23 protein-coding genes and 1 pseudogene are annotated in these 22117 nt (G+C 64.1%); 14 read left to right on the top strand and 10 right to left on the bottom strand.

The genetic code is table 11. The features are described from left to right. The first annotated feature begins 81 nt into the window (after positions 1 to 81). Both TX88_RS32600 and TX88_RS32595 read left to right on the top strand, forming a co-directional pair. Positions 82 to 4113, top strand: a complete 4032-nt coding sequence (locus tag TX88_RS32600; protein WP_162563256.1) for an AAA family ATPase — start codon at positions 82 to 84, stop codon at positions 4111 to 4113. Positions 4114 to 4145: 32 nt separating this feature from the next. Beyond that, complete coding sequence (locus TX88_RS32595; protein ID WP_131809290.1) at positions 4146 to 4541, top strand: hypothetical protein; 396 nt, start codon at positions 4146 to 4148, stop codon at positions 4539 to 4541. Between the two features lie 11 nt (positions 4542 to 4552). On the opposite strand, the gene TX88_RS35505 is transcribed toward TX88_RS32595, so the two are convergent. The 6 genes from TX88_RS35505 to TX88_RS32570 all read right to left on the bottom strand — a co-directional run bounded on the left by TX88_RS35505 (position 4553) and on the right by TX88_RS32570 (position 10162). Further along, positions 4553 to 6958, bottom strand: a complete 2406-nt coding sequence (locus TX88_RS35505) for a hypothetical protein (RefSeq protein ID WP_244438736.1) — start codon at positions 6956 to 6958, stop codon at positions 4553 to 4555. Next, positions 6940 to 7233 (bottom strand): hypothetical protein, encoded by a 294-nt coding sequence (locus tag TX88_RS34465; protein WP_064872014.1) that lies wholly within the window; start codon positions 7231 to 7233, stop codon positions 6940 to 6942. The genes TX88_RS35505 and TX88_RS34465 overlap by 19 nt, the downstream gene beginning before the upstream one ends. A gap of 343 nt (positions 7234 to 7576) precedes the next feature. Next, positions 7577 to 7849, bottom strand: coding sequence for a hypothetical protein (locus TX88_RS32585; protein WP_044524939.1), 273 nt, complete (start codon positions 7847 to 7849; stop codon positions 7577 to 7579). Beyond that, positions 7849 to 8532 (bottom strand): hypothetical protein, encoded by a 684-nt coding sequence (locus tag TX88_RS34460; protein ID WP_131809182.1) that lies wholly within the window; start codon positions 8530 to 8532, stop codon positions 7849 to 7851. The genes TX88_RS32585 and TX88_RS34460 overlap by 1 nt, the downstream gene beginning before the upstream one ends. A 1010-nt stretch (positions 8533 to 9542) precedes the next feature. Further along, complete coding sequence (locus TX88_RS32575; protein ID WP_044524936.1) at positions 9543 to 9770, bottom strand: hypothetical protein; 228 nt, start codon at positions 9768 to 9770, stop codon at positions 9543 to 9545. Beyond that, positions 9770 to 10162, bottom strand: coding sequence for a hypothetical protein (locus tag TX88_RS32570; protein WP_055109375.1), 393 nt, complete (start codon positions 10160 to 10162; stop codon positions 9770 to 9772). Before TX88_RS32570 ends, TX88_RS32575 begins: the two co-directional genes overlap by 1 nt. 653 nt (positions 10163 to 10815) lie before the next feature. Here TX88_RS32570 and TX88_RS32565 point away from each other — a divergent pair. Beyond that, positions 10816 to 11097 carry a hypothetical protein gene (locus tag TX88_RS32565; RefSeq protein ID WP_049925660.1) on the top strand — a complete coding sequence of 94 codons (282 nt, stop codon included), beginning with the start codon at positions 10816 to 10818 and terminating at the stop codon, positions 11095 to 11097. Between the two features lie 108 nt (positions 11098 to 11205). Here the strand turns inward: TX88_RS32565 and TX88_RS32560 are convergent, their stop codons facing one another. Beyond that, the gene (locus TX88_RS32560) at positions 11206 to 11502 is read right to left on the bottom strand and encodes a hypothetical protein (RefSeq protein WP_044524931.1); all 297 of its coding nucleotides are present in this window, start codon (positions 11500 to 11502) and stop codon (positions 11206 to 11208) included. Positions 11503 to 11745: 243 nt separating this feature from the next. Between TX88_RS32560 and TX88_RS34455 the strand changes: the two genes are divergently transcribed. Continuing rightward, on the top strand, positions 11746 to 12465 hold the full coding sequence (locus TX88_RS34455) for a hypothetical protein (RefSeq protein WP_131809183.1): 720 nt from the start codon (positions 11746 to 11748) through the stop codon (positions 12463 to 12465). Positions 12466 to 12495: 30 nt separating this feature from the next. Here the strand turns inward: TX88_RS34455 and TX88_RS32550 are convergent, their stop codons facing one another. Beyond that, the gene (locus tag TX88_RS32550; protein WP_044524929.1) at positions 12496 to 13254 is read right to left on the bottom strand and encodes a YfbU family protein; all 759 of its coding nucleotides are present in this window, start codon (positions 13252 to 13254) and stop codon (positions 12496 to 12498) included. 231 nt (positions 13255 to 13485) lie between these two features. On the opposite strand from TX88_RS32550, the gene TX88_RS32545 reads away from it, so the two are divergent. The 3 genes from TX88_RS32545 to TX88_RS32535 all read left to right on the top strand — a co-directional run bounded on the left by TX88_RS32545 (position 13486) and on the right by TX88_RS32535 (position 15339). After that, entirely contained in the window at positions 13486 to 14073 is a 588-nt protein-coding gene (locus TX88_RS32545; RefSeq protein WP_044524926.1) for a recombinase family protein, read from the top strand. Next, on the top strand, positions 14070 to 14711 hold the full coding sequence (locus tag TX88_RS34780) for a hypothetical protein (RefSeq protein ID WP_207550726.1): 642 nt from the start codon (positions 14070 to 14072) through the stop codon (positions 14709 to 14711). Before TX88_RS32545 ends, TX88_RS34780 begins: the two co-directional genes overlap by 4 nt. Positions 14712 to 14787: 76 nt before the next feature. Continuing rightward, positions 14788 to 15339, top strand: a complete 552-nt coding sequence (locus TX88_RS32535) for a hypothetical protein (RefSeq protein WP_044524924.1) — start codon at positions 14788 to 14790, stop codon at positions 15337 to 15339. A 265-nt stretch (positions 15340 to 15604) separates the two neighbouring features. Here TX88_RS32535 and TX88_RS32530 read toward each other — a convergent pair whose 3' ends face one another. Next, positions 15605 to 15805, bottom strand: coding sequence for a hypothetical protein (locus TX88_RS32530; RefSeq protein ID WP_044524922.1), 201 nt, complete (start codon positions 15803 to 15805; stop codon positions 15605 to 15607). Between the two features lie 259 nt (positions 15806 to 16064). Between TX88_RS32530 and TX88_RS32525 the strand changes: the two genes are divergently transcribed. The 3 genes and pseudogenes from TX88_RS32525 to TX88_RS35680 all read left to right on the top strand — a co-directional run. Then, entirely contained in the window at positions 16065 to 16889 is an 825-nt protein-coding gene (locus TX88_RS32525) for a ParA family protein (protein ID WP_044524920.1), read from the top strand. Beyond that, complete coding sequence (locus TX88_RS32520; protein ID WP_044524915.1) at positions 16886 to 17293, top strand: hypothetical protein; 408 nt, start codon at positions 16886 to 16888, stop codon at positions 17291 to 17293. The genes TX88_RS32525 and TX88_RS32520 overlap by 4 nt, the downstream gene beginning before the upstream one ends. Before the next feature lie 89 nt (positions 17294 to 17382). Further along, positions 17383 to 17499 (top strand): annotated as a pseudogene (locus TX88_RS35680) (antitoxin); the annotation flags it as partial. Here TX88_RS35680 and TX88_RS32515 read toward each other — a convergent pair. After that, positions 17500 to 17721, bottom strand: a complete 222-nt coding sequence (locus tag TX88_RS32515; RefSeq protein ID WP_044524914.1) for a hypothetical protein — start codon at positions 17719 to 17721, stop codon at positions 17500 to 17502. A gap of 98 nt (positions 17722 to 17819) precedes the next feature. On the opposite strand from TX88_RS32515, the gene TX88_RS32510 reads away from it, so the two are divergent. The 4 genes from TX88_RS32510 to mobF form a co-directional block, all read left to right on the top strand. Beyond that, positions 17820 to 18254 (top strand): hypothetical protein, encoded by a 435-nt coding sequence (locus TX88_RS32510; RefSeq protein WP_055109377.1) that lies wholly within the window; start codon positions 17820 to 17822, stop codon positions 18252 to 18254. 158 nt (positions 18255 to 18412) lie between these two features. Further along, positions 18413 to 18793, top strand: a complete 381-nt coding sequence (locus TX88_RS32505; RefSeq protein WP_044524910.1) for a hypothetical protein — start codon at positions 18413 to 18415, stop codon at positions 18791 to 18793. A 337-nt stretch (positions 18794 to 19130) separates the two neighbouring features. Further along, positions 19131 to 20519, top strand: coding sequence for a helix-turn-helix domain-containing protein (locus tag TX88_RS32500; protein ID WP_244438735.1), 1389 nt, complete (start codon positions 19131 to 19133; stop codon positions 20517 to 20519). Between the two features lie 266 nt (positions 20520 to 20785). Then, positions 20786 to 22117: MobF family relaxase (gene mobF, locus TX88_RS32495; RefSeq protein ID WP_044524909.1), on the top strand; the 1332-nt coding region annotated here is incomplete at its 3' end.

Below are 22117 nucleotides of genomic sequence, written 5' to 3'. Positions count from 1 at the left end.
ACCGGCCGCAGCGCCCGCCGGCGGCCGGTGGCGATCACTGGCGAATGGGTCACTGAACAAGCCGAATCGGTCATCAAAACCGTGTCCCACGACCGGTCGACGTGGGGTATCAATCACGTACGGGCTGAGGCGCATCGGCTGCTCCGGCACGTCGGCCGCCAGGGTGACATCGAGGCCTTGGACCGCATCGTCAAGACCGCACTCGACGAGTGCAGTATCGCCCTGAGCAGCCACGCCGATACCGAGATGAACGAGCCGATGGCGCTGCGGCGCCGCGATGGCGCCTCGGTCTACACCCGCCACGATTCGGCCGTCTACACCAGTGAAGCCATCCGGGCCGCTGAACGCCGCATCCTGGACGCCGCTGCCCTCGGTGGCGGCCGTGGCGCCGACGACACCAGCATCGGTTTGGCGATGCTGGAAGCGCACGCCCAACATGGCTTGCGGCTCAACGCCGGACAGGAAGCCTTGGTTCGTGGGATGGCCACCTCCGGTGCCCGGCTGCAACTGGCGCTGGCGCCGGCCGGCACCGGAAAGACCACCGCCATGTCCGTGCTGGCGGCCGCCTGGACCAACAGCGGCGGCAACGTCATCGGCCTGGCCCCAACGGCGGGCGCCGCCGAAGTTCTGGCCAACGATGCCCACATCACCGCCGACACCATGGCGAAATTCGTGCAGTTGGCCGGGGCTGAACAGGACCGCTCTGCGCGTCGAGATCCGGCCCGTAAATGGTTCAACGCTATCGGTCCCGACACGTTGTTGATCGTCGATGAAGCCGGGATGGCCTCCACGTTCGAGCTCGACGAGATGATCCGTCATGCCCTGGCCAAAGGCGCCAGCGTGCGGCTGGTCGGTGACGATCAACAGCTGGCGTCGATCTCGGCCGGCGGTGTCCTCACCGACCTCGCTTCGCGCCCAGAAACACTCACGTTGTCGGCCGTGGTGCGGTTCCGCGACCCGGCCCAAAGCGCAGCCAGTTTGGCCATCCGCGACGGAGATCCCGCCGGCATCGCCTATTACATCGACCACGGCCGCGTGCATGTCGGAGCCGACCAAACCGCCGCCGACATGGCCTACCAAGCATGGGCCGACGACATCGCCGCCGGCCATCGCAGCGTCCTGCTCGCGCCCACCAATGAGATGACCGCACAACTCAACGAACGTGCCCGCCTTGACCGGCTCCGCACCTCACCCAAGCCGTCAGCGACGGTCACGCTCAGTGACGGGCTGACCGCCTCGGCCGGCGACTGGATCATCACCCGCAAAAACGCCCGAGGGCTGCGGATGCGCAACGGAACGTGGGTCAAAAACGGGCACCGCTGGGTCATCAAATCCGCCCACCGCGACGGATCGGTCACCGCGTACCGGCTCGGCAGCGACCCGAAAACGGGCACGATTCGGCTGCCGGCCGACTACGTCGCGGCCAACACCACCCTCGGCTACGCCTCGACGATCAACGCCGCCCAAGGCATCACCGCCGGCACCCACAACATCAAGGGCACCTGCCACATCGTGGGTACTGATCACCTCACCCGCCAACAGCTCTACGTCGCCGCGACCCGCGCCAAAGACGAAAACCACGTCTACTTCTCGACCTCTGAAGCCGACCCGCACCGCATCCTGGCGCCCAAGGCCACCCAGCAGCCCACCGCGGTCGACATCCTCACCGCGATCCTGCGCCGCGACGGACGCCAGGTCTCGGCCACCACCGCCGCCCGCGCCGAAACCGATCCGTTCCAGCGGCTCCACGGCCTGGCCAGCATGTACGCCGACGCTCTGGCCACCGGGGCAGAACACCTCGCCGGCACCGACATCATGGCCCGCATCGACCAGGCCGCCACGGCGATCGCCAGCGACATCACCGATGCTGAGGCCTGGCCGGTGCTGCGGCGCAACCTGGCCCTGCTCGCCCTCGATGGCCACGACCCCATCGCGGCGCTCCAGCACGCCGCAGCCAAACCGCTGGGCAATGCTGTCGATGTCGCCGCGGTGCTCGACTGGCGCTTACCCACGCCGGCCGGCACCAGCCTGGGCACGGTGGGCCCGCTGCGCTGGCTGCCCGCCATCCCCGCCGCGCTGCGTGATGAACCCGTGTGGGGCCAATACATCACCGCACGCGCACAACGGGTCACCGAGTGCGCCGCGCAGATCCGCGACACCTCCCAACAATGGACCCAAGCGACCGCACCGGCCTGGGCCCGCCGCCTCATCGCCCAACAGCCCGGGCTGACCGCCGAGATCGCGGTGTTCCGCGCCGCTCACGACGTCGACGCCGCCGACACCCGGCTCACCGGGCCCGGGCAGCACGCCAACCGCTCCGCTGCGGTGCAAAAGCTCATCCACGACAACGTCGACGCGGTAATCACCCGGGAACACAACAGCACTCAACGATGGCGTCCCCTCGTCGCCACCCTTGATCCCCACATTCTCTCCGACCCGTACTGGCCCCGGCTGGCCACCTATCTCGACGACGCCGCCCAAGACGGTGCCGATGTGTCCGCCATGCTGACCACCGCGATCGCCGCACACGGCCCGCTGCCCGACGAACTGCCCGCGGCCGCCCTCTGGTGGCGACTTTCCGAAGTTCCTACCACCGCAGTCGTACTCGACCGCGAAACCCCGGCTGTCGACCACGACCCGACACAGGCACCCACTCCGGCGCCGCAGGTCCGTCAGCCGGTCGATATCCCAGCGCTGCGACACCGCCGCGACGAGGCCCGTCAACGTGTCCGCGCGCTCGAGCACGCCATCCTGCACCAAAACTCCGGGCCAGCTGAACAAGCCGCGGCCGCCGAGATCGCCGCCCTGACCGCCCGCCACCAGCACCAACGGCCCTACCACCACGCCTACGTCCACGCCCAGGCCGACTGGGTCCGCGCCCAGCTTGGCGCCGAGACCCACCACCGACTCCTCGACCAGCTCACCCACCAGCTCGCCGCCGCCCAAACCGCCGGCAACCCCGCCCTCGTCGGCCTGTACAGCAGCTCCCGCGACTATCTCGCCCGGCACACCCCCGACATCGAGGCAGCAGTCGAACATGCCCAGCAGCACCGCGAAGCCGCCTACGCCGAGCTCCTCGATGCCGCCGGCGGGCCCGAGGACATCGTCACCGAACGCGATATCCAGCAGCGCCGCGGCGCTGCCCTCACCGCCGACGCCCAGGCCCTACGCGAGGCACGCGCCGAAGCCACCACCCTGGACAACCAGCTTTTCCGCGCCGAGGCCGCCGCCGCTCGAGCATTCGCCACCCACCCCGACAAGGACTACGACATGACCGCCGAATTGCCCTCCCTCCAAACAGAAGTGGAGTTCCTCGAAGCAGCCGGCGCCCGCAGCCCCAACGCTGGATACGAGGTACCCGAGGCGGCTCTTGAACCGCTCGACGACGACCACCGCCGGGTCGTCATCGCGATCGCCGGCAGCCTGGAAACCGTCCAGTCCCTACACCTGGAAGCCGATGCCGACAAGTCAGGCGTGCTCGTCGCTCTCGCGCAGGCCGCGCATCGCGGCAACCACCAGGGTGACCGTCGCGTGCTGGCCATCCCCGCCAGCGACCGTGCCCAGCACGAGGCCGCGCAACATCGCTACGCCGACACCACCGCCAGCCCCGTCGAGGCTCGCGACAACCTCGGTGCCGGCCGATGGAAACTGCCCGAAGCAACCCTGATCGTCATCGACGACGCCGACCACCTGCAACCCGAGCAGCTGCGCTGGCTCACCGAACATGCTGATCAGACCCGCACCAAACTGCTTCTGGTCACCCACACCGAGGCCTCGGTGAAACCCGTCGCCCAGGAGCGCCGGCAACCGCCGCCGCCAAGCCGCGAGCTCACCGATACCCTGCGCGCACACCTGCCCTGGCACCAGCACCTCGGCAACGGCGAAACAGTCACCGCCGCCCAGGCGCCGCCCACCGCGATTGACCGGGCCCGAACCCATCTCGAAACCACCAGCACTACGGCATCATCGGCTGGCACCGAACATCAGGCCCAGGCCAAGCAGCTGCTCCAACGCGTCGACCAACTCACCGCCAACTTCCAATACCGCGCCACCGACCACCGAGCCCGCGACCTCGACCGCACCCAGCAACGCAGCCACGGCCTCGAACTCTGACAGTGTCGGACCGATTGGCCATGATGTTTGTCATGACCGACACACCATTTAGCGAAGAGTTCGCCCGGGCACTCGACCTGGCCGGCCAGTACCACCAGCTACGAGAAGATTTCGACACCGCTCTCAGATCCGACCGCCGTGAATATCGCCGTGCGTGGGGCGGCGGACGTGTCGACGACGAACGCACAATGTCATGGGACGTCAGAGCCGCTCGCAGCGACCAACTGAGCAGCATCGTCGATGAATACGAGAAAGTCTGGTACCAAATCCACGCCGTCGCACCATCATTAGCCGGAGTCCTGCCCTTTCCGTGGCAGATGAGGACCGGCAACCGCCTACCCGACTGGGCCGAACGGCTCCGCAGGCGCCGCGCCGGAACCTCTTGGTTCGTAACCACCAGGGCTTACAAACCCTCCACCACCGTCTAACCGCCGCAAAGCTACACCCGCTCAAGCACGTCGAACGGCACCCGTACACCGGCCTGCCAGGCCGCGTACACCACATCAGCCGGGCTGTCGTGCTCCCAGCACACCACTGTCTCCAGCCGCCGGCACACCGCGAAATCGTGCTGGTAAGTGAGCAACTGATGCGGCTCGTGAATGCCCATCAATCCCGGGCGCTGAGATCCCGCCATCAAGACCGCCGAGGTGTACTCCTGCTGCAGCGCCGACCACTCCTCCTCCGTCGGACCTTTCCCGGAGATCACCCCACGTGCCACCGCCTGCGCCATGCTGGACAGCTCCGGACCGGCATTGAACACCGTCTGCCCCACCACATGCCGCGCATAGGCGTCAACGGCAGCCGGATCCGCCGCCGACAACTCCTGAAAGAGGCCCGGCGCAACAGTTTCCAGCCGATGTGACCGGCTCTGCAACGGTCGTGACGCTTCGGCATCCTCCGGACCGCCGACCGGCGCCACGCCAACCGCCACATCCTTGAGTAGCGGACGATCCTCGTCGATCAGCCGTGATCGTGACATGAATGTCGTAGCGATCGCCGACACCGTAGAACCATGCGCCTCGATTGCGCGCAGCACTGTCTCAGCCGGGTTGAACCAACCAGCCCAGTGCCCGTCGTCGAGATCTCCACACACCGGCATCGACGCCGGCACGTACACGCCCGCCGGAATGTAGCAACCAAACCCGTCGTTCGACGCGATCCAGTACTCCGGTATCCCCTGCGTCCCGCGGGCAACGCCGACCGCCCAATCCAACCCGGGATGCACCACACTCGACGCGGCCGCCAGATCGGCAACCACCCCCCTAGCGACCTCCAAATCAGAGAGCGACACGGCCCGCGATACACGCTCCGGGGCATTCCCACCCCGGCTCACCGGCACAAAACTTGTCGCACCCGGACCACCGGCGCCAGCTGGCGCGCCACCAGCAACCGAACCACCCGACAACCCAGCAGGAGCACCACCAGCCACCGGGCCGCCCGCACCCGAAGCTGCGGGGGGCAAAACAGACCCATACGGAGTCAGCCCACCCCCAGCCCCACCCGCAGCCGGTGCACCAACCGAACCACTCATGGCGGCCGGTGATGGACCGGCAGACGCGATCGGTGCACTCGCCGTAGCTGGCGCCGCCACAGACGGCGCAGAACCACCCATCGGGGCCGCCAACGGCGATGGCGGCGCCTGCGGCACAGGCTGCGGTGTTGGTGAAAACGGCATCGCCCCAGCCGCATTCGCCCCGGCTGCCAACCCACGTCCAAACTCACCGCCCATAGAGGCCTGCATCGCCCGCGCAGTCTGGCCCTGCACCGAAGACGCGGGATTCCCCATGCTGTTGGCCACGCCACTAGGACCACCACCCAACAGCCCCGACAACGGCCCACCCATACCACCGCTGGCGGCACCGCTCAGCGGTGACGAGCCACTACCGCCGCCTGTTGGCATAGACGGTAACGACGGACGCCCAGGAGAAGGCGACGGGGAGGCTGGGGACGTGACCCCCGCAGAGGGCAGCGCTTTCCCGATCCCGTTTCCGTTTTGTGTGCTCCCAGCTGGGCTCTGGCCAGCCGTTGGCAAGTCCTTTTTGGTGCCGGTTCCGGGAGGATTGAGATCGTCCTTCTTCCCAGAAGAGCCGTCAGTTGGTAGATCTTTGCCGATTCCCGTGCCCTTGCGGGGATCACCATCGAACGCCGGAGTTTCCGGGAAGTCCTTTAAGAGCGCACCGGTTTGCGTTGCCACATGGCCGCGAAGCTCCGCCGACAAACCAGCGATCAGCGGCCGGTGTTTGGCGACGATCGCCACCACACCTACCGGCCCGCCCAACATCGTCGCCTGCGCCCGCAGCGTCCGCTCAATCTCGGCGTGCGCTGTGTCGTGCTCGTCACGGATCAACCGCTTAGTTCTACGCACATCGCCGCTCAACGTGGTGAAACCAGCGCCGACAGCCGCTTGCGCCTGGGACAGCCGCAGCAACGCCGCATGCTGCTTCTCGTAGTGAGCGGCCGCCGCCTCCGCACCCTCCCCCGCGGTATAGGAGTCGTTAAACACTGCCGTGGACAGCCGATACGACTCAACAGCGGCGTTTTCGGTGCGACGGCTATGTGCCGTCAACTCCTCTCCTGCGGCTTCCAACGCGGTCTCCGAATCCGTCGGCCACTCCCCCGGCGCGATCAGCGCATAGGTGTAGGCGCCCGGCGTCAACTGAATGTCCTGTCCGGCCGGCACTCCTACCTGCGGCACGAAACAATCCGGCTCCGGACGCGCAGCCGCCACCTGGCGCACCAACTGATGCGCGATCCAGCGATGCCGATCCTCCCACCGTGGTGGTTCATCCGGATTCGGCAATGGCATCGGACGATTCACAGCAGCCATCAGCGCGGCACCCCACACGCGTCGGCCAGCGCATACGTGGCGCCGTTATTTGCTTCGGTCAGGCGGGTGAGCTCGTCGATTGGGGTTTTACCAAGAGCGGCTGTGGTGAGATTCGTAGAGGTCTCCACGTACTTCTGGACTGCCGTCATCAATGATTCCGGTATTGCCGGTGACGTCGTATTCTGCACGGCCACAACAGAATTTATAGTGCGTAGGATGAGTGGAATATTCGGCTCGCCGTTCATGACAATCCCGCCCTGGCCCTCTTGGCCTCGCACCGACACCTCAAACACGTGGCACAACTTGGCCTTCGCAGCAGCTTGCTCTGACTGGCTGTACGTCGGCGTCGGTGCAGAGCTAGCGCTCGGGCCTGTGAGCGTTGGTTCAGCAGAAGGTGTTGGCCGGCTGTCTGTGCCGTGGCTCAACGCGTATGTAATGGCGGCGGTCGCCCCGATCGCAACCACGAGAAGTGCGCCAACCACCCCGACAAGCCGCCACCGTCGCGCCGGTGGCGGTGGCGGTGGCGGTGGGAAGCCTTCTGCCGGTGACATATGTTGCCCACCACTGACCGGTAGCGGTGGCGTTGACTCACCTGCCGGTGACCACGGCGAACCCATCTTTCTGCTCCCCCTTTTCCTACGTACCCAGTTCCCCGACGTTCTGGTTCTCGGCCGTCTCCACTGTCGTCACACTCGCGGCACTGATCACCAGGCCAAACTCCACCAACGCAGCAGCCTCTGCCTCCAACGCTGACAACAAGCCTTGGCCCGCAGCACTGTAAGGAGCGGTGTACTCACCGACCGGCACTGCCGATGCGCCGGCCACTACACCCGCTTGCGCCGCCAGGCCCGCAGCGCCCAGCCCAGACCGTGTGCCCTCCGGATCCATACCAAACTCGTTGGCCACCATCAGCTTTCCCCCTCTGTTTCATCATTCGGTGAATCACACATACTCAGCCAGTCGATGACACTCGCCCCCCGTGTCTCATCCGCTAGATCCAGCACACGGCGAATTTGCGAATTCACCTGTGCAACCGCAGTCTCCGTTATTACCGCCCGCTGTTCGAAGAAAGCTTTTGAAGCGGCTGTGATCTCTTCCAAATTCGCAGAGGGCGCCAAGGATGCCGGATGGATTTCGGTCGTAATCTCCCTTTCCCGCTCGCGGCGGCGCTGCGCGATCTTGTAGATGCGGGTCCCAGCTGAGGAGACCACGGTCCCGACCTGGTCCGAGTGCCGATGGGTCGCGTGCTGCTCAACCCACAGCGCGTCGATCTCCGCCTGGATGTCAGGCCGATGGGCAACAGCGGCCTCTCCGATTGCGTCCACCACTGCACTGACCGCCGCTACACGTGGCCGGCGGCTTTCCCAGTCGCGTACCGCCGCCTGATGATCGAGTTGCGACACTGCACTGACCGCCGCTTCAAATCCAGCGATCGACCGTCCAACAGGATCCGGCCCACTTCCGACTAACGGGGTACGTGTCAAGGAAGGTCGTGGCGGGGTGGTGGCCTGTCGCTGCATCGCCTTCAATTTGAACACCGCCATAACCCACGGCTCCCACACCTCAAGCTCGACAGCCTTCTCACCGCCCATGCCTTCAGCCTATTGCCGCCTACCCGCTTATGCGCTACCCAAAAGGAAAGGGGATGGTCTCAAAACCCCACGTCAATACCGGTAAGTACCGGCACATCCGTACTTACCTTTATTGGTGGAGGGCGGCAGGAGACTCGGACCACTGCTGCGGAAAACAAGAGAGCCGGCCAGTTGGCTCGCGGGGTAGCAGCCCGCTGTGTTGAGCCTGGCCGGCTCTCCTCGCGTGGACCACCGTCCCCGATGACCACCTCTGGTTAAGCACCAAACGATTGTGTTGCGACAATTGTTAACTGGTGCCTTTGGCAATAGTAACGCTTGACGCTTGGCAACAGTTAGCGCGTTCTAGTCGGTTCCCGCGTACGTCGAATCAGAATTTGACCTGCGGCGTTGATGAAGAAACGGGAGCCGGGCATGATTGCCCGACTCCCGCTTCCTTTACCAGAGGTGACCGTCGCGAACGGCCTCCAAGAGGAGCCGAATCACTTGCGCTGTGGCTGCTACCCATAGCGCGAGCTTCTCGGCTCTCCGTCGTTCCGGCTGCTGACAGGACATCCGCACTTCCTTTCACACTTGTCGCGCTGTACAACTCGACACTCCTGATGTGCCGACGTCGTTACACACCAAGGCAACGGCAAAAGGAAAAGTGGGGTGATCGCTTCCCGTCTACTGCCCTAATCGAACTCCCTTCCCTTCACTGTCTGCGCAGGCCGCGCAGATCCGGTAATGACGCTACTGCTTATCGGCCTCGCCCGTTTACGAGCTCATCCGACACTCCGATGCCCCTCCACCCTTGGTGGCCGGGCATCGAACCTATTGTCTCCTACCGCAACCCCCAAACTGCCGCCTGAAGCCAACCAGTTTTCGCGACTTTCTTCGCATGGATCCCGCGAGGCGACCGGGCAGACCTGAACGGGGCGCACGGAAAAACCAGCCTGTTGCCCTGTATCCCGGCAGCAGACTGGTGGCACTTATTCGTTTGTCGAGAACGTCGAGAACGTGTCGGTAGTTGTTTAGCCGCGGCGCTTTTGGAACCAGCGGGACAGCCAACGGCGTTTGTCGCTGGCGCAGAGGGTGCGGTCACCGACCTCGTCGGTGGCTGCGTCCCCTCCGGACTGTCCTGATGTGGCTGGGTAGCGGTCTACGCATACATCCAAGTGGTTGGCGCTGTCCATTTCGAAGATGACTTCGCTGCAGCCGGTGATGATCTTGGTGGCTTCGTCTGCGGGGTAGCTGTTCATCAGTCCTCACTTTTGAAGGCCCACGCTGTGGCTGTGCCCAGCAGCGTGAGCAGTGTGGGAATTGCCGTCTTAGCGATATCGCTGGCGACTTGGGTGGCCCCATCGTGGGTCGACAGTGCTGCGGTCAGAAGTGTCCCGGTACCCGTCAGCACGAATAACACGGCGATGATGCCCAACGCCCACCAACGGAATCGGTGCTTGGGTACCGATTGCTTCGAAGTCGTCACCGGGGTGGGGGCAGCGTCCGGCGGATTGCCGTTGCCAGCGGTGTCGCTCAGTTCGGGCTGCACCTCCACAGGGGGAGGTTCTTCTGGAATCGGGATAACGCTGTTCGGGCCGTTCTCTGGGGCGTTCTCCGCCGGATCCTGCTGGTCATCGCCGTCCGCTGCCACGTCTGCCTCCCTGCTCGTCTGAAGGGGCACATCTACAAACCGCCCAACCGCAGGACGTTTCGAAGGTAATCATACACGAATGATGCGCAAGCTATGCAGACGTGATACACACGTCGTGTGCGTACATTCATCAACTTGTGTTTACGGATTGCGTAAAATGTGCTACCGTACGTGTCATATCACGTACAAAAGTGAGAGTTGCGGGAAGGTTTTGGGACTTGTGATGTCGGGGAGGTTCCTCCCACCCGTGACTTGTAAGCCAAGTAGGAGGCGGAGATGGTCATGGACCCTTCGACACGAGCAGTGTGGAAAGCCCCCCACGTTCTTGATGGTCATAGGCGGCCGGCTGCCGCCGCTCCCGCCAGCCGCGGCCCGCTGCCGCACAACCTCCAGGCCTTCTCGCCGACGCTGATGTCGGCGAGCAACCCTTGATCGTTTTTGACTGTCCATGCCGGGACCGGGCCTGAACTATCAGGCGTCAAACACTGAGAGTGTGTGTGCACCTGCCATGTGCACCCCCTTTCGTTGCACGGGAATGCGCGCACGCGGGCTTAAAGGGTGTGCGCATGCCTCGGCAACTCCGCACCGCCCCCTTCCCTAGGACCACACCAATCCGATCTAGCTCGGAGAAAAGAAAAAGGGATGTCAGTAAAATGAGCAACACAAAAGCGCCTATCAGCACCGAGTCGAAGAATCGCCGGCCAGAGTCCAAGCAGGATTCGGCCGATGCGCCACAGACCCGTCTGAATGTAAACATCAACAGCCAGACGGCTACGGCGCTCAAGACCTACGCAGACAAGCACGGACTGACCGTCACCGAGGCGGTTCGACGCTTGATCGGAGTCGGCGACTTCATCGCCAAGGCTCAAGAAGAAGGCAAGCACATTCTTGTTCGAGACGGGAAAGAGACTGAGCGTGTCGTGTTCAGTTACTAACGGTGCTCAGCTGTAAAGGCTGAGCACACCTCCGGCACCCGGCATAGACACAGCGAGACCTCGCCAACCTGGCGAGGTCTCGCTCTCTTTCACCTGGCAGCAGACCATCTACTTGTCGGGCAACACGGTGACTTTGACCTCACCAGGATCGGCCGCGTCATCGCAGGTCCAGCAAGGATCCTCGGCGGTCGAGTGCAGGAAGGGCAAAACTGCCGCCAGAATGCTCTCCACTGCCAGCCGCAGCTCCTGCAGCTTGGACTCGATGTCGTCGAGCAAAAACTGCCACGGCGGCCGCGACCGCGTTTCAGGAAACTTCGTCACCACCACAGGCCGCTCATCCGCCAGGTCCTCGCATGACAGTTCCTGCGGCATCGGATCCTCCCCCAGAGGCACCGCGGCCGTCACCGCCGACTCCCCACTGTTAAAAAACGGTTCTTTTGACGGGTAGAAGGGTTTATCCTCATAATGTCCTTAGCTTGATTAGGCAATCACACGTATGGACGTGGGGCTGCCCCCAACCGCGACCACGGATTTTGGGGGCAGCTCTGTCCTTTGTCTTCCTCTAATTGTCCCCCGCACTACGTTGCTGCCGGGCTGATGGGCAACACTTATCCATGGTCCGGCAACACTTAATTAGAATGATTTCCCGTGTCACGGGGGCCGGGGAACTTGCAGCGCACAATTCTTGCCGCACTGACGGCTCAGGGGCGGCTTGACCGCTTTCCAAGGCCCTGGGATGAAGGCATTTCCGACTTTCTATCTGCAGACATCGACGTTGATGTCGTGCGAGCTCGCTGGCGTTGGTACACCGTCGATCTGCTGGGGCTAGCAACCCCGGACACTCCCCGAAGCGCGCGGGTGAGCCTTCATCGCGCCATCGGAGCACTGGAGCGCTCGCACGAAATCGAAGTGGTCAGAGGAAAGTTGCCCTACAGCCAGCCCTTCGGCGGCCATATCGATAGGTACGAGCGTCTCGTCGGCGGGATCGACCTCACCGAACTGACTGAGGTGGATTCCCGCTGGCCGGCTCGACCGAGGCAGGTCGTGTGGTTTCGTCTGCCACCGCCGCATCCTGACTACGAGAGCGTCCCTGCCGATGACCAAATAGCGGTGATAGACGCCATCGAAGGAGAGTGGACACCTGAACCGTTCGAGGACTTTGTCGGCTCGATCGACCCCCTAGGCCGGTGGTACACACCGGTCGGCGAATTCCTCACCTGGATCTTCTGCGGCTCCCGGCCAGCAGTGACCAAGAAGATCGCGGCCGGGGCAACTGAAGCTTCAGCGAAGTTGGAAAACCGGCAGGTTTCGGCCGGCCATATTCGCAGCCCTGGTGTGAAGCGCTTTTTGTCTCAGCGGCAACGCTGACCTGAACACGCAGCGGGTAATTGGGCCGAGCTACCCGCGGTTCGACGGATGGACCCGGGCCGCGGCGATCTGCTCCAGCTCCTCCATGGACAGCAGGTAGTCCTCTCGGTGGAATCCGCGGTCGCGGCTGGCCTTGATGCGGCGGTGTTCGGCAACCATGCGCATATAGGTGTCGAGCATCAGGGAGTGGGAGTTCCCCTCGTCATTGCTGTTCCACTGTTCTTGCAGTTCGGCCCACCGGCCGTCGTTCATGAGGAACTCGACGTAGTGGGCCATGTGGCTTTCGAGTCCGTCGTTGCCGTCGAAGCCCTGGAACTCCAGCTTGTACTTGAGTTCCTCGTCGACGGTGGTCCCGTCCTTTTCCAGCCGCCGGATGCTGAAGGTGATGATGCGGAACATGTCGAGGATGTCTAGGACGCGGCCGCAGTCGCGCTTGGACAGCTCGGGGCTGAACCCGGCGACTTCGCGCCAGTACTCCCCGGTGTAACCCGCCTCGATCACCCGCGCACGCGCCAGCTGATAACCGGCGTCTCCGTCCACGTCGTGGTTGTCCTCGGGCAGCACGCGCGCGAGGATGCGGTGAAGCAGTGAGAGCACCTGCCGATCGGCAATCCGCATAGTCTCCGGCGCCGGCATGTCGCCGTGGTCCTCTTTGGACTCGTACCCAGGGACGAGCGCGGCCATGAGCAGATCGCGGACGTACTCGCTGACGGTGACGCCCTCCGCGTCAGCCATGTCCTTGAGTTCATCGCGGACCTGATCATCTACTCGGATATTCAAGACGGCCATATGCCGCCCTCCTTAGCGTAATGTCGTATGACGAATGTGCCTTAAGTGTCACACACCATTATGTGTATGACAAGGGTGGGCCGATCTCCAATGTCTCGTTTCTAAACAAACGAGACAAGCTCTAACCCTGCCGTCCCTTGACCCATCTGGCCAGGTCGCGGTGTCTCATTTCCTGTCTCACACCGCGCGTCTCCTATCCCGACTGTCGGTCGGCAATGAGACAGTCATCGGATGACGGCGATCCTGGGCTACGCCCGTGTCAGCACCACTGGCCAGGACCTCGATGCACAACTCGCGACGCTCGTTGCCGCCGGCGTCGACGCCAATCGCATCTTCACCGACAAACTCTCCGGATCCGCCAAAACGCCGCGGCCCGGACTGGTCGCCATGCTCGACTACGCCCGGGCCGGCGACTTCGTAGTTGTCGCCGCGATCGACCGCCTCGGCCGCTCAGTCGCCGAAGTCACCCGCACCATTGCCGACCTCGGCGAACGTCAAATCCTGTTGCGAGCTCTACGCGAAGGCATAGATACCGGCACACCAACCGGCCGCGCTGTCGCCGCCATCATGGCCACACTCGCCGAGCTCGAACTCGAACTCGGCAAGGAGCGGCGAGCCGCATCCCGCGAATCCCGGCGCAACCGACAACTGCCGGCCACAAAGCCGCCCAAACTCAGCCTCGGCCGCCAAGAACAACTACGCCGCCTGGCCGCCACCGGCGAACCTGTGCGAGAACTCGCCGCAGCCTTCGGCATCGGCCGTGCTACTGCCTACCGCTACCTCGCCAAACCCACTGATCAATCCGGAGTTGAGTTATGACCACCGCTGACCTGCACCCATCCACCCATCTGCGTGCCGCGGCTTGGGTCCCCGATGACGTCGAAGATCGTCCGTGGGAGCAAGCGATCGCTCTCGCCGCAGATTGGATCTGGGAACGCAGCCAAGACGAGGGATTGCCGCCGATGGTGGTGAGTAATGCGCAAAAGACTGGGGGCTTGGGCTATGTCGACCTCGACGAAATCATCCGAGCGGGTGGCCACACCACCCCGAAAAGCCGTACCCGATTCGATCGAGGCCCAGTTCTAGCGTTCGTGCCAAGTGAACAATCGCTGCACTTGGCAATGGACCTGGCACGTGGCTACTCCCTTGCTGTGGTCGAGAGCTCCCGGCTGCCGCTGACCGAATGGGCCGCCGGCGCGGCAGCCATCAACCTGCTGACCGGCAAGACCACCACGTCCGAGGTGCCGGCAGACGCTCGTAAAGACCTCGACTCCGTGATCTTCTACGGCGGCCGCAACGGATGGACCGGCCCGGATGAAAAAGCCCAAGTCCGACGCTATCTAAGCGACCACATCAATAGTGGTCGACTCACCCCCGACCAGGCCGCCGCCTACGCTCTGTCACAGTCCGTATCCGACCGGGGCGCCAAGAGACTCCGGGAGCTCCTCAGCCGCTGACCCTCGGCACGAGCTCGAAGAACCCCAGAGTGCGTGTCGTCCCCGAGGTTGATTGGCACTGGCTACGCTTTTTCGCGTGCTAACAGCTTGGGCCGACGAGAGCGGATCACGCCCTGACCTAGACCCGGGCGCCTATCTTCTCGCCGCCGTTCTATGCGAAGACGACGACATTGACGGCATGCGCAAAACCATGGAAGGCCTGCGCATCGGCGAACCCAAGCTTCACTGGCACGGCAGCAGCGACGAACGCCGCGGCGAACTCATCCAGGCAGTCTCTGACCTCCCGGTCACCGGGTTCGTCGTCGTCCATGTCGATCGGGACGCCGATGACCGTCGCCATCGCCGAAAGTGCATGGAGTTCCTGTTACCGCACTTGGCGCACATGCCGTGTTCAACCATCACGTTCGAATCGCGCGGCCAGCTCGACGCCAGTGATCTCGCCACTCTGCAAATGCTGCGTTCTCGCCGCGTCGTTGAATCAACGCTGCGCATCGAACACGCCGTCGGACGGTTTGAGCCGGCGCTGTGGGCCGCAGACATCGTGTGCGGAGCAGTGGTCCAGGCCCGCACCGGCAACCCGGACTACCTCGATGCTCTCGGCGGCGCCGTCGAACTGCACACGATCTGACCCTAGAAAAACCGCGAGCCACAGGCCTCGTCGTCCGGCGAGTTATCCTGTGGCTCACTTCCAAACCCACCGCAATGGGCTGGCTACGCATATAAGTGTACGGGTCCCGCACCCTCCCCCGCAACGACGACCCCATCTTGGCGCGCCCTTATCCCTGGGGTTGCGTGACGCGCCGATACTGTGCTCGCCCGATACTCCGGCCCTGCCCCAACCGCGCGGACCGCCAGATCCGCGCCGAGCCAGGGCCGGAGTATCGGGCAATCACCTACCGCCACCAATGACCCAACCTGATCACCACCGCCATCGCACTGAACCCAGCTGTCAACGCCGCGGCGTTCCCAATGTCGGCCAGCCCCGCCGTGCTCCCGGTGACAGTCGCGATGTACGCGCACATCACCATGTAGCCGGCCGATACCATCGCCGCCAACAGCAGCACCGCCAACAGCACCACAACCCCAGGCTTCATCCGGGTTGTCCTTTCGTCATGGGACGCCGGACTATCCGGAGCATCCATACATTCCGAGGCCTCCCGGCAAGGTCTACAGGGTGAGGGTGCAAACCCCAGGTCAGCGCCAAACCACTGCCGCCCTCCGGATCGGACGAGCCTGGCTGGGCCCCCTCAAAGGGCAAGTCATTTGTACATACATAGCTACATGCATGTACAAATACATGTAGCTATGTATGTATGATGTTAACTAGGCATGGTTGAAGGTATAGTTGTTGATATGACATCTGAGGTTGGCAGCCCCAAGCTGGGCGGAGGCCGGGTTTTGGCGATCGCGATGCAGAAGGGCGGCGTTGCCAAAACGACCACTACGGTCAACGTCGCCACAGCTCTAGCGCAGCAGGGCTATCGAGTTTTGGTGATCGACATGGACCAGCAGGCGCACTGCACGATGTGCCTGAGGGTCGTTCTCGGTCCCGATGACGCCTCGCTGTATGAAGTTCTGCACCCCGACCGGGCATTGCGCGTGCCGTTGCGCAGCGTTATCAAGCGCAGCGAGTTCGGTGTTGATGTAGTACCCGCACATATGGCGCTACGCGAGCTCGAGCGCACAGGCCTTGGTTCAGGGGGGCAACTACGGCTGGCCCGTGAACTCGACAGCGTCATAGACGACTACGACTTCGTGCTGATCGACTGCCCGCCGGCCCTGGGTGAGCTCACAACAGCCGCCCTGGCCGGAGCCGATGATGTCATGGCGGTACTGAAACCAGGTGGATTTGAGGTCAGCTCGATGCGCGAGCTGGCTAACACCATCCTCGACGTCCAAGAGACGCTCAACGCTGACATCGAGATCCGATACGTGTTGCTCGCCGACTTCGACGGCCGGCCCCAGGCCGGCAAGGACGTACGCAACCAGCTGCGAGCTGACTGGGGAGAGTGGGACGGCGGTGGTGCTTACTTGGGCGAGGTACCGCACACAGTTCGGGTCGTAGAAGCCGCGAATAAGCGGATGCCGATCCACATGCACGCACCAACGTGCACCGCGGCCGTTGCCTACCAAGAAGTGGCCGAGCGAGTGGCTAAAAGAGCGAAGGTGTCGCAATGAGCGAAGGAAAGTCCATCGGGCTGCAATTGGAATCCACACGACCGTTGTCGCGTGCCGAGCGCCGCGCCCAGGCCGCACGCATCCACGGCGAAGAAGAACCCACCGAACCGACGCCGGCCCCGGCTCAAGTCGTGCCGCCGCAACCACAAGATGTAATGCCTAAAGCCAACCCCGACACAACTGAGCAGCAGGGGAGTAGTGGTTCCGTGAAACTCAAGCCGCGGCGCCGAGCAACCAAAGGACCATTCTCAACCCAGCTGCACGTCGCCACACTGGCTCGCATCGAGTGGATCACCCGACGCGGCTACGTACTCACCGACACCGTCGACGATGCGATCAACGCCTACCTAGACGCCGCGAACGTCCCCCGACCCGATGAAAACGGCCACATGCCACCCAGCTGACCTCTCGCACCATCCAGGCTCGACAGTGACTAACTAATCGACAGCACTCCAGGGACGACATCGTGGACGCCGCTAGACCTCTCGAAGCCCATGAACACTTGCGCATCCAGCTGCAGAACTACACCGAACACACGGTTCCTGCCCTGCGCATTGACGCCTATGCGCAGGAGGTCTACCAGACGAACAAGGACGCTCTACCAAGTTGACTAATCGTCGGCCCGTGGAACGCCGGCACGGTCCAAAAACTCACTGAGAGCTGTGTCGACAATGTCGGTCACGGCGTACCCGCGGTCCTTCAGTGCCTCCATGCGCTGCTGTGTGGCCGGCCGCACGTAGGTGTTCAACGGAACCTTTTGTAACCGCCTACGCACCGGCAGTCCTAGCCCGGCGCCGCTCGAACCTTGCTGAGCCGCCGCATCCTCGTGCATGCACGCATTTTACATGCACAGACCAGCGCCGCCAGGCATGGACTTGCACGCATGTTGCGTGCTTGCATGTATGCGTGCACGCTTCTAGTATCTTCGGTATGGGGTCGCCAGATGAATTTCTGAACACTGCAGCGTCCAACATTCGCGCTTTCAATGACGCGACATCGATGGCCCAGCTGTTCGATCACGCGCTGACCGCCGACGAGGCGTACGGCATCCTCGACGCCACCGAGGTGCTCGTCCAGCTCATGCCGCGAGCCTTGATCCGGCTGAGCCTTGCTGTCAGCCAATCGCTTGCGGTCTCCTCAGCGGACGATGCCGCTATTGATGGCGCGGTCGCTCCACTCGCCGTGGCTGCGATACACATTGCTCAAGCCGCCCACTTCATCTCGGAAGCAGGCGAAAACATCGACCCGCTCCTAGCCGAGGTTCTCGACGACGCCGACGATGGCGAGGCGCACCAGTGGCGCGGTCTTGTCGCGGTCGTGCGGGGCTGGACGAGGACGCGCAGAGGTCATCAGGCCGCCGCGTAACCCCTCCGATGCTCAGTTGCATCACGTGTCACAAAAAGATCACGAGATACCGGCGTGTCTGCCCGGTTTCCGGAAAACGCACCGGCAGGATCGGCGCCATGGCTGGATCGAGATCAACAAATCGGGGTGGTCGCCCGTCGCTTGGTGAACGAGCCATCATGACCGCAACGCTTCCTGTCACAGTGCTCAACGCCGCGGCCGCGGCCGCGGCCGACCACGGCATCGATCGGTCAGCTCTGCTGACCGACATCGTGTGCTTCCACTACGGCCGGCCTGACTTGATGCGCCACCTTCCGCAACAGCTGTTGTTCGAATCTCGGTACCCCACAACGGCCGCCGCCGATGATGCGATCGGCCCGCACGCGAAAGTCCGTCTGCCCCTGGCGATCGCGGCGCTCGTCGAGCGTGACCACGAACGGCTCGGCATGCAGCGATCCACCTACCTCGCCGACATCATCTGCCGACACATGGGCTTTCCCAACCTTGTCCGTGAACTCGACAAAGGGTTTGAGAAGGAGGTTCTGCCGCTGGCGATCTGAGACCTGGTCCGGCATGCCTTTTGCAGGTTGTGTGACAGCTGGACAGACGTGACATCTCAATAGCCGGTATGGAGACCTCCCCAGCATGACGAAGGCCCCGCCTTAGCGGGGCCACGTCGTGGAGGTTCGAGTCGAGTGCCAGCTCGGCTCCGGGTCTCCGTACCCATCCCCGAAGGGATCTTGACTTGACGGTCAGGTCTCACGGTAGCGCATGCCTGTATCTGATTCCAGATGACGCGCGCCGTGATGTTCCACATTCCCCGCTGACTCCAGCGGCCGCAGTGCGTCGACCATCCGCGGTCTTGGACCGCCCGGTGTTCGCGTGATCGTCGCCGGCATGTTTCGTCGTTACGACGACGGTTCCGCGGCGCTTGGTGACCTCTCGGCGCGAGGGTGCTCCGCCGGCGGATCATCGCCGGCCAGACCGCGCACGGTCGGGGAGCATGGCCAGCGCCCCTACAACGGCTCTAGCCGCACGAAACGCCGCCGTGGCGCCATCCGTACCCGGCCGCGCGCCAACACCCGTCTGCGGCGTCGTGCGGCCCGAAAACCCGTCCCGCGCGAGCATGTCTGGCTCGATAGCGAACTGGTCTACCTGGAGCTGCCCGAGGGCGCCCACAAAGGTGTGCCGTGCTGGACCGGTGGCGCCGACTACTGGGTCCATATCACCGTCGCCACCGCCTACGCCGCCCACTACAACCAGATTCGGCCACGAATGAGCAACGGCGGCATCGGCCGCAAAGCACTCCTGACGATCGCCGCGGCCCGGGCCCGCTACGCCGATCACGCCACCGGCCGCAACTGCCGGCCCACCGTCGCCCAGCTGGCCGCCGACACCGGCCTATCCGAGCGCCAGGTCCAGCGCGGCAACGAAGCCCTGATCCTGTTGGGCGTGGCCACCGAGATCCTGCGCGGCCGCCAACGCACCCTGACCGAACGCCTGGCCTCCTGGCGGGTCGGTGACCGCGGCCGCGGCTGGGCCTCGGTATGGGTGCTGCACGATTCCACCTGGTTGGCACGAGTTATCCACAAAATGTCACCCCACCTCGGAGGGTCTCTTTTATCCAGTAAAAGCTCGCTTTTACCTCAACTCACTACCGAAAAGCGCTCGCCCAAGGGCTCCCGTGGATGCGGCGCAAAGCGCCGCACCAGCCCGGACCCCGGAGGGTCAGCCCTGGCGCGATCGTGGCGGGCCGATCGCCACTCCCCGCCGTGGGCCCAGCGCCATTCCGCCGACGCTTGGGCCGCGCTGCTAGCCGCCCCGGCACGCCACGGCTGGACGGCACGCGACCTCAACCAGCTCATCACCGACTGGCTCGGCATCACCGGCCGGACCATCCCCGGTGCACCGCACAAGCCGATCGGGCTGCTCGGCGCGATCCTGGCCTGGCACGGCATCGACAACCTCGACGATCGCCCCGCGGCAGCCGAGGAAGCCCGCGAAGCCGAAGAACTCGCCGCCGCCGCGGCCCGGGTGGCCAGGGCCCGACAGGCCACCGAGGTCACGCCGCCGCGCGGTCCGGACGCCGGCAGTGCCGGCCGAGTCGCCGCTCGGGCCGTCGCGCTGGAAGCCGCGCGCAATGCCGCGCGAAAAGCGGACCGAGGAAACTGCGCGGCAGACCGCCCAGCTCGACGCCGCGGTGCGGCGAGCGCGCGGCCTCCAAACCTAAGCGCGGGGTGTAAAACACCTACTCCACCGACGCTTTCCCGACTTTCTCCACCATGACCGCCAACCTACGATTTCCCACCGACACTCATTTGCCCACTTCCCTCTACACCGTTCCCGCCCCGCCTTTACCTGCCTCCACCCCGTTTGCCACCTGCACTACCGCGCCATCCCACTGCCGCCATGCCCAGCCCCTTCCTCACCTCCATCACTACTCACCCCTCCACAGACACATCACACCTCTTGCATTCAGGTCACGAAACGGTAACGGCTGTCGCATAACGGCAACGGTGGCCTTTGGCTCAGCACCAGGTGATGACGCAGTGATGGGCCTCCACAAGCTGAGCGCGGGCGACGGGTATCTGTACCTGATTCGCCAGGTCGCCGCGTCCGACGACACCCACCGCAAGCCCAGCCTGGCCGATTACTACTCGGAAAAGGGCGAGTCGCCCGGCCACTGGATGGGCAGCGGACTGGCCGGGCTCGGACAGCCCGCAGGCCGTGACGCGAACGATCCGACGGTCGCCGAACTGTGGTCAATCCCTGAGGGTTCCGAGGTCACCGAGGACCAGATGAAGGCCCTTTTCGGTGAAGGCCTGCACCCCAATGCCGACCGAATCACGCAGCGGCTCACCGGGGTCGGGCTCGGACATGAGGGGGCGATCGCCGCCGCGCGGCTGGGCCGGCCGTTCCGCGTCAACAAGACCGACAACGAATGGATGCGGCGTCTGCGTGAGGGCTACGCCGACTTCAACACCGCTCTCGGCCGGGATCGCCAAGCATCGTTGGAGCCAGAGGAACGCGCCCGCATCCGCACCACGGTAGGTCGCGAAATGTTCACCGAAACCTACGGACGCGCCCCAGCCGATGAGCGCGAACTGACCGGCTTCGTCGCCCGTAAATCCCGTGCACAAACCCAAGCGGTCGCCGGCTATGACTTGACGTTCACCCCGGTCAAATCGGTGTCGACGCTGTGGGCGATCGCACCCCATGACATCGCTTCGAAAATCGAGGAAGCCCACCACCGGGCCGTCGCAGACGCGCTCGCTTTCCTGGAGGAACACGCAGCGTTTTCGCGCACCGGAACCAACGGTATTGCCCAGGTCGACACCACCGGATTCATCGCCGCCGCATTCGATCACCGCGACTCCCGCGCGGGAGATCCCAACCTGCACACCCACGTCGCGATCAGCAACAAGGTGCGCGTCATCGGGGCCGACGGCGTGCCCCGCTGGTTGGCCCTCGATGGCCAGCCATTGCACAAGGCCACCGTCGCCGCCTCCGAGCTCTACAACACCCGCCTTGAAGCTCATGTGATGGCCGCACTAGGCGTCGAGTTCGCCGAGACCCGCACCCAAACCGGCAAGCGGCCGGTGCGTGAAATCGACGGAATACCGGTCGAACTCATCGAACGCTGGTCAGTCCGGCGCGCCGCGATCGAACACCGTGTCGCAGACCTGGCGAAGGCGTTTCAGGTCGAGCACGGCCGTGAGCCCAGCGCCGTGGAAATGCTGGCGTTGTCCCAGCAAGCCACGTTGGAAACCCGGCAGGCCAAACATGAGCCGCGAAGCCGTGGTGAGCAGCGGCAGAGCTGGCGCACGGAGGCCGTCGAGGTGCTCGGCAGCCATCGCGAACTGGCCCGGTTGATCACCGATGTG

This window comes from Mycolicibacterium septicum DSM 44393 (genome assembly GCF_000455325.1).
In the GTDB taxonomy this organism is placed as follows: Bacteria; Actinomycetota; Actinomycetes; order Mycobacteriales; family Mycobacteriaceae; genus Mycobacterium; species Mycobacterium septicum.
The sequence above is the reverse complement of the archived record's forward strand: the minus strand, read 5'-3'. Positions and strand labels throughout refer to the sequence as shown.

Bases quoted from the DNA above. Each gene is read 5' to 3' on its own strand.
- TX88_RS32595 (WP_131809290.1), top strand. From the start codon at position 4,146: ATGACCGACACACCATTTAGCGAAGAGTTCGCCCGGGCACTCGACCTG.
- TX88_RS32585 (WP_044524939.1), bottom strand. From the start codon at position 7,849: ATGGTGGCCAACGAGTTTGGTATGGATCCGGAGGGCACACGGTCTGGG.
- TX88_RS34460 (WP_131809182.1), bottom strand. From the start codon at position 8,532: ATGGGCGGTGAGAAGGCTGTCGAGCTTGAGGTGTGGGAGCCGTGGGTT.
- TX88_RS32575 (WP_044524936.1), bottom strand. From the start codon at position 9,770: ATGAACAGCTACCCCGCAGACGAAGCCACCAAGATCATCACCGGCTGC.
- TX88_RS32565 (WP_049925660.1), top strand. From the start codon at position 10,816: ATGAGCAACACAAAAGCGCCTATCAGCACCGAGTCGAAGAATCGCCGG.
- TX88_RS32550 (WP_044524929.1), bottom strand. From the start codon at position 13,254: ATGGCCGTCTTGAATATCCGAGTAGATGATCAGGTCCGCGATGAACTC.
- TX88_RS32545 (WP_044524926.1), top strand. From the start codon at position 13,486: ATGACGGCGATCCTGGGCTACGCCCGTGTCAGCACCACTGGCCAGGAC.
- TX88_RS34780 (WP_207550726.1), top strand. From the start codon at position 14,070: ATGACCACCGCTGACCTGCACCCATCCACCCATCTGCGTGCCGCGGCT.
- TX88_RS32530 (WP_044524922.1), bottom strand. From the start codon at position 15,805: ATGAAGCCTGGGGTTGTGGTGCTGTTGGCGGTGCTGCTGTTGGCGGCG.
- TX88_RS32525 (WP_044524920.1), top strand. From the start codon at position 16,065: ATGACATCTGAGGTTGGCAGCCCCAAGCTGGGCGGAGGCCGGGTTTTG.
- TX88_RS32520 (WP_044524915.1), top strand. From the start codon at position 16,886: ATGAGCGAAGGAAAGTCCATCGGGCTGCAATTGGAATCCACACGACCG.
- TX88_RS32515 (WP_044524914.1), bottom strand. From the start codon at position 17,721: ATGCACGAGGATGCGGCGGCTCAGCAAGGTTCGAGCGGCGCCGGGCTA.
- TX88_RS32510 (WP_055109377.1), top strand. From the start codon at position 17,820: ATGGGGTCGCCAGATGAATTTCTGAACACTGCAGCGTCCAACATTCGC.
- TX88_RS32505 (WP_044524910.1), top strand. From the start codon at position 18,413: ATGACCGCAACGCTTCCTGTCACAGTGCTCAACGCCGCGGCCGCGGCC.
- TX88_RS32500 (WP_244438735.1), top strand. From the start codon at position 19,131: ATGTTTCGTCGTTACGACGACGGTTCCGCGGCGCTTGGTGACCTCTCG.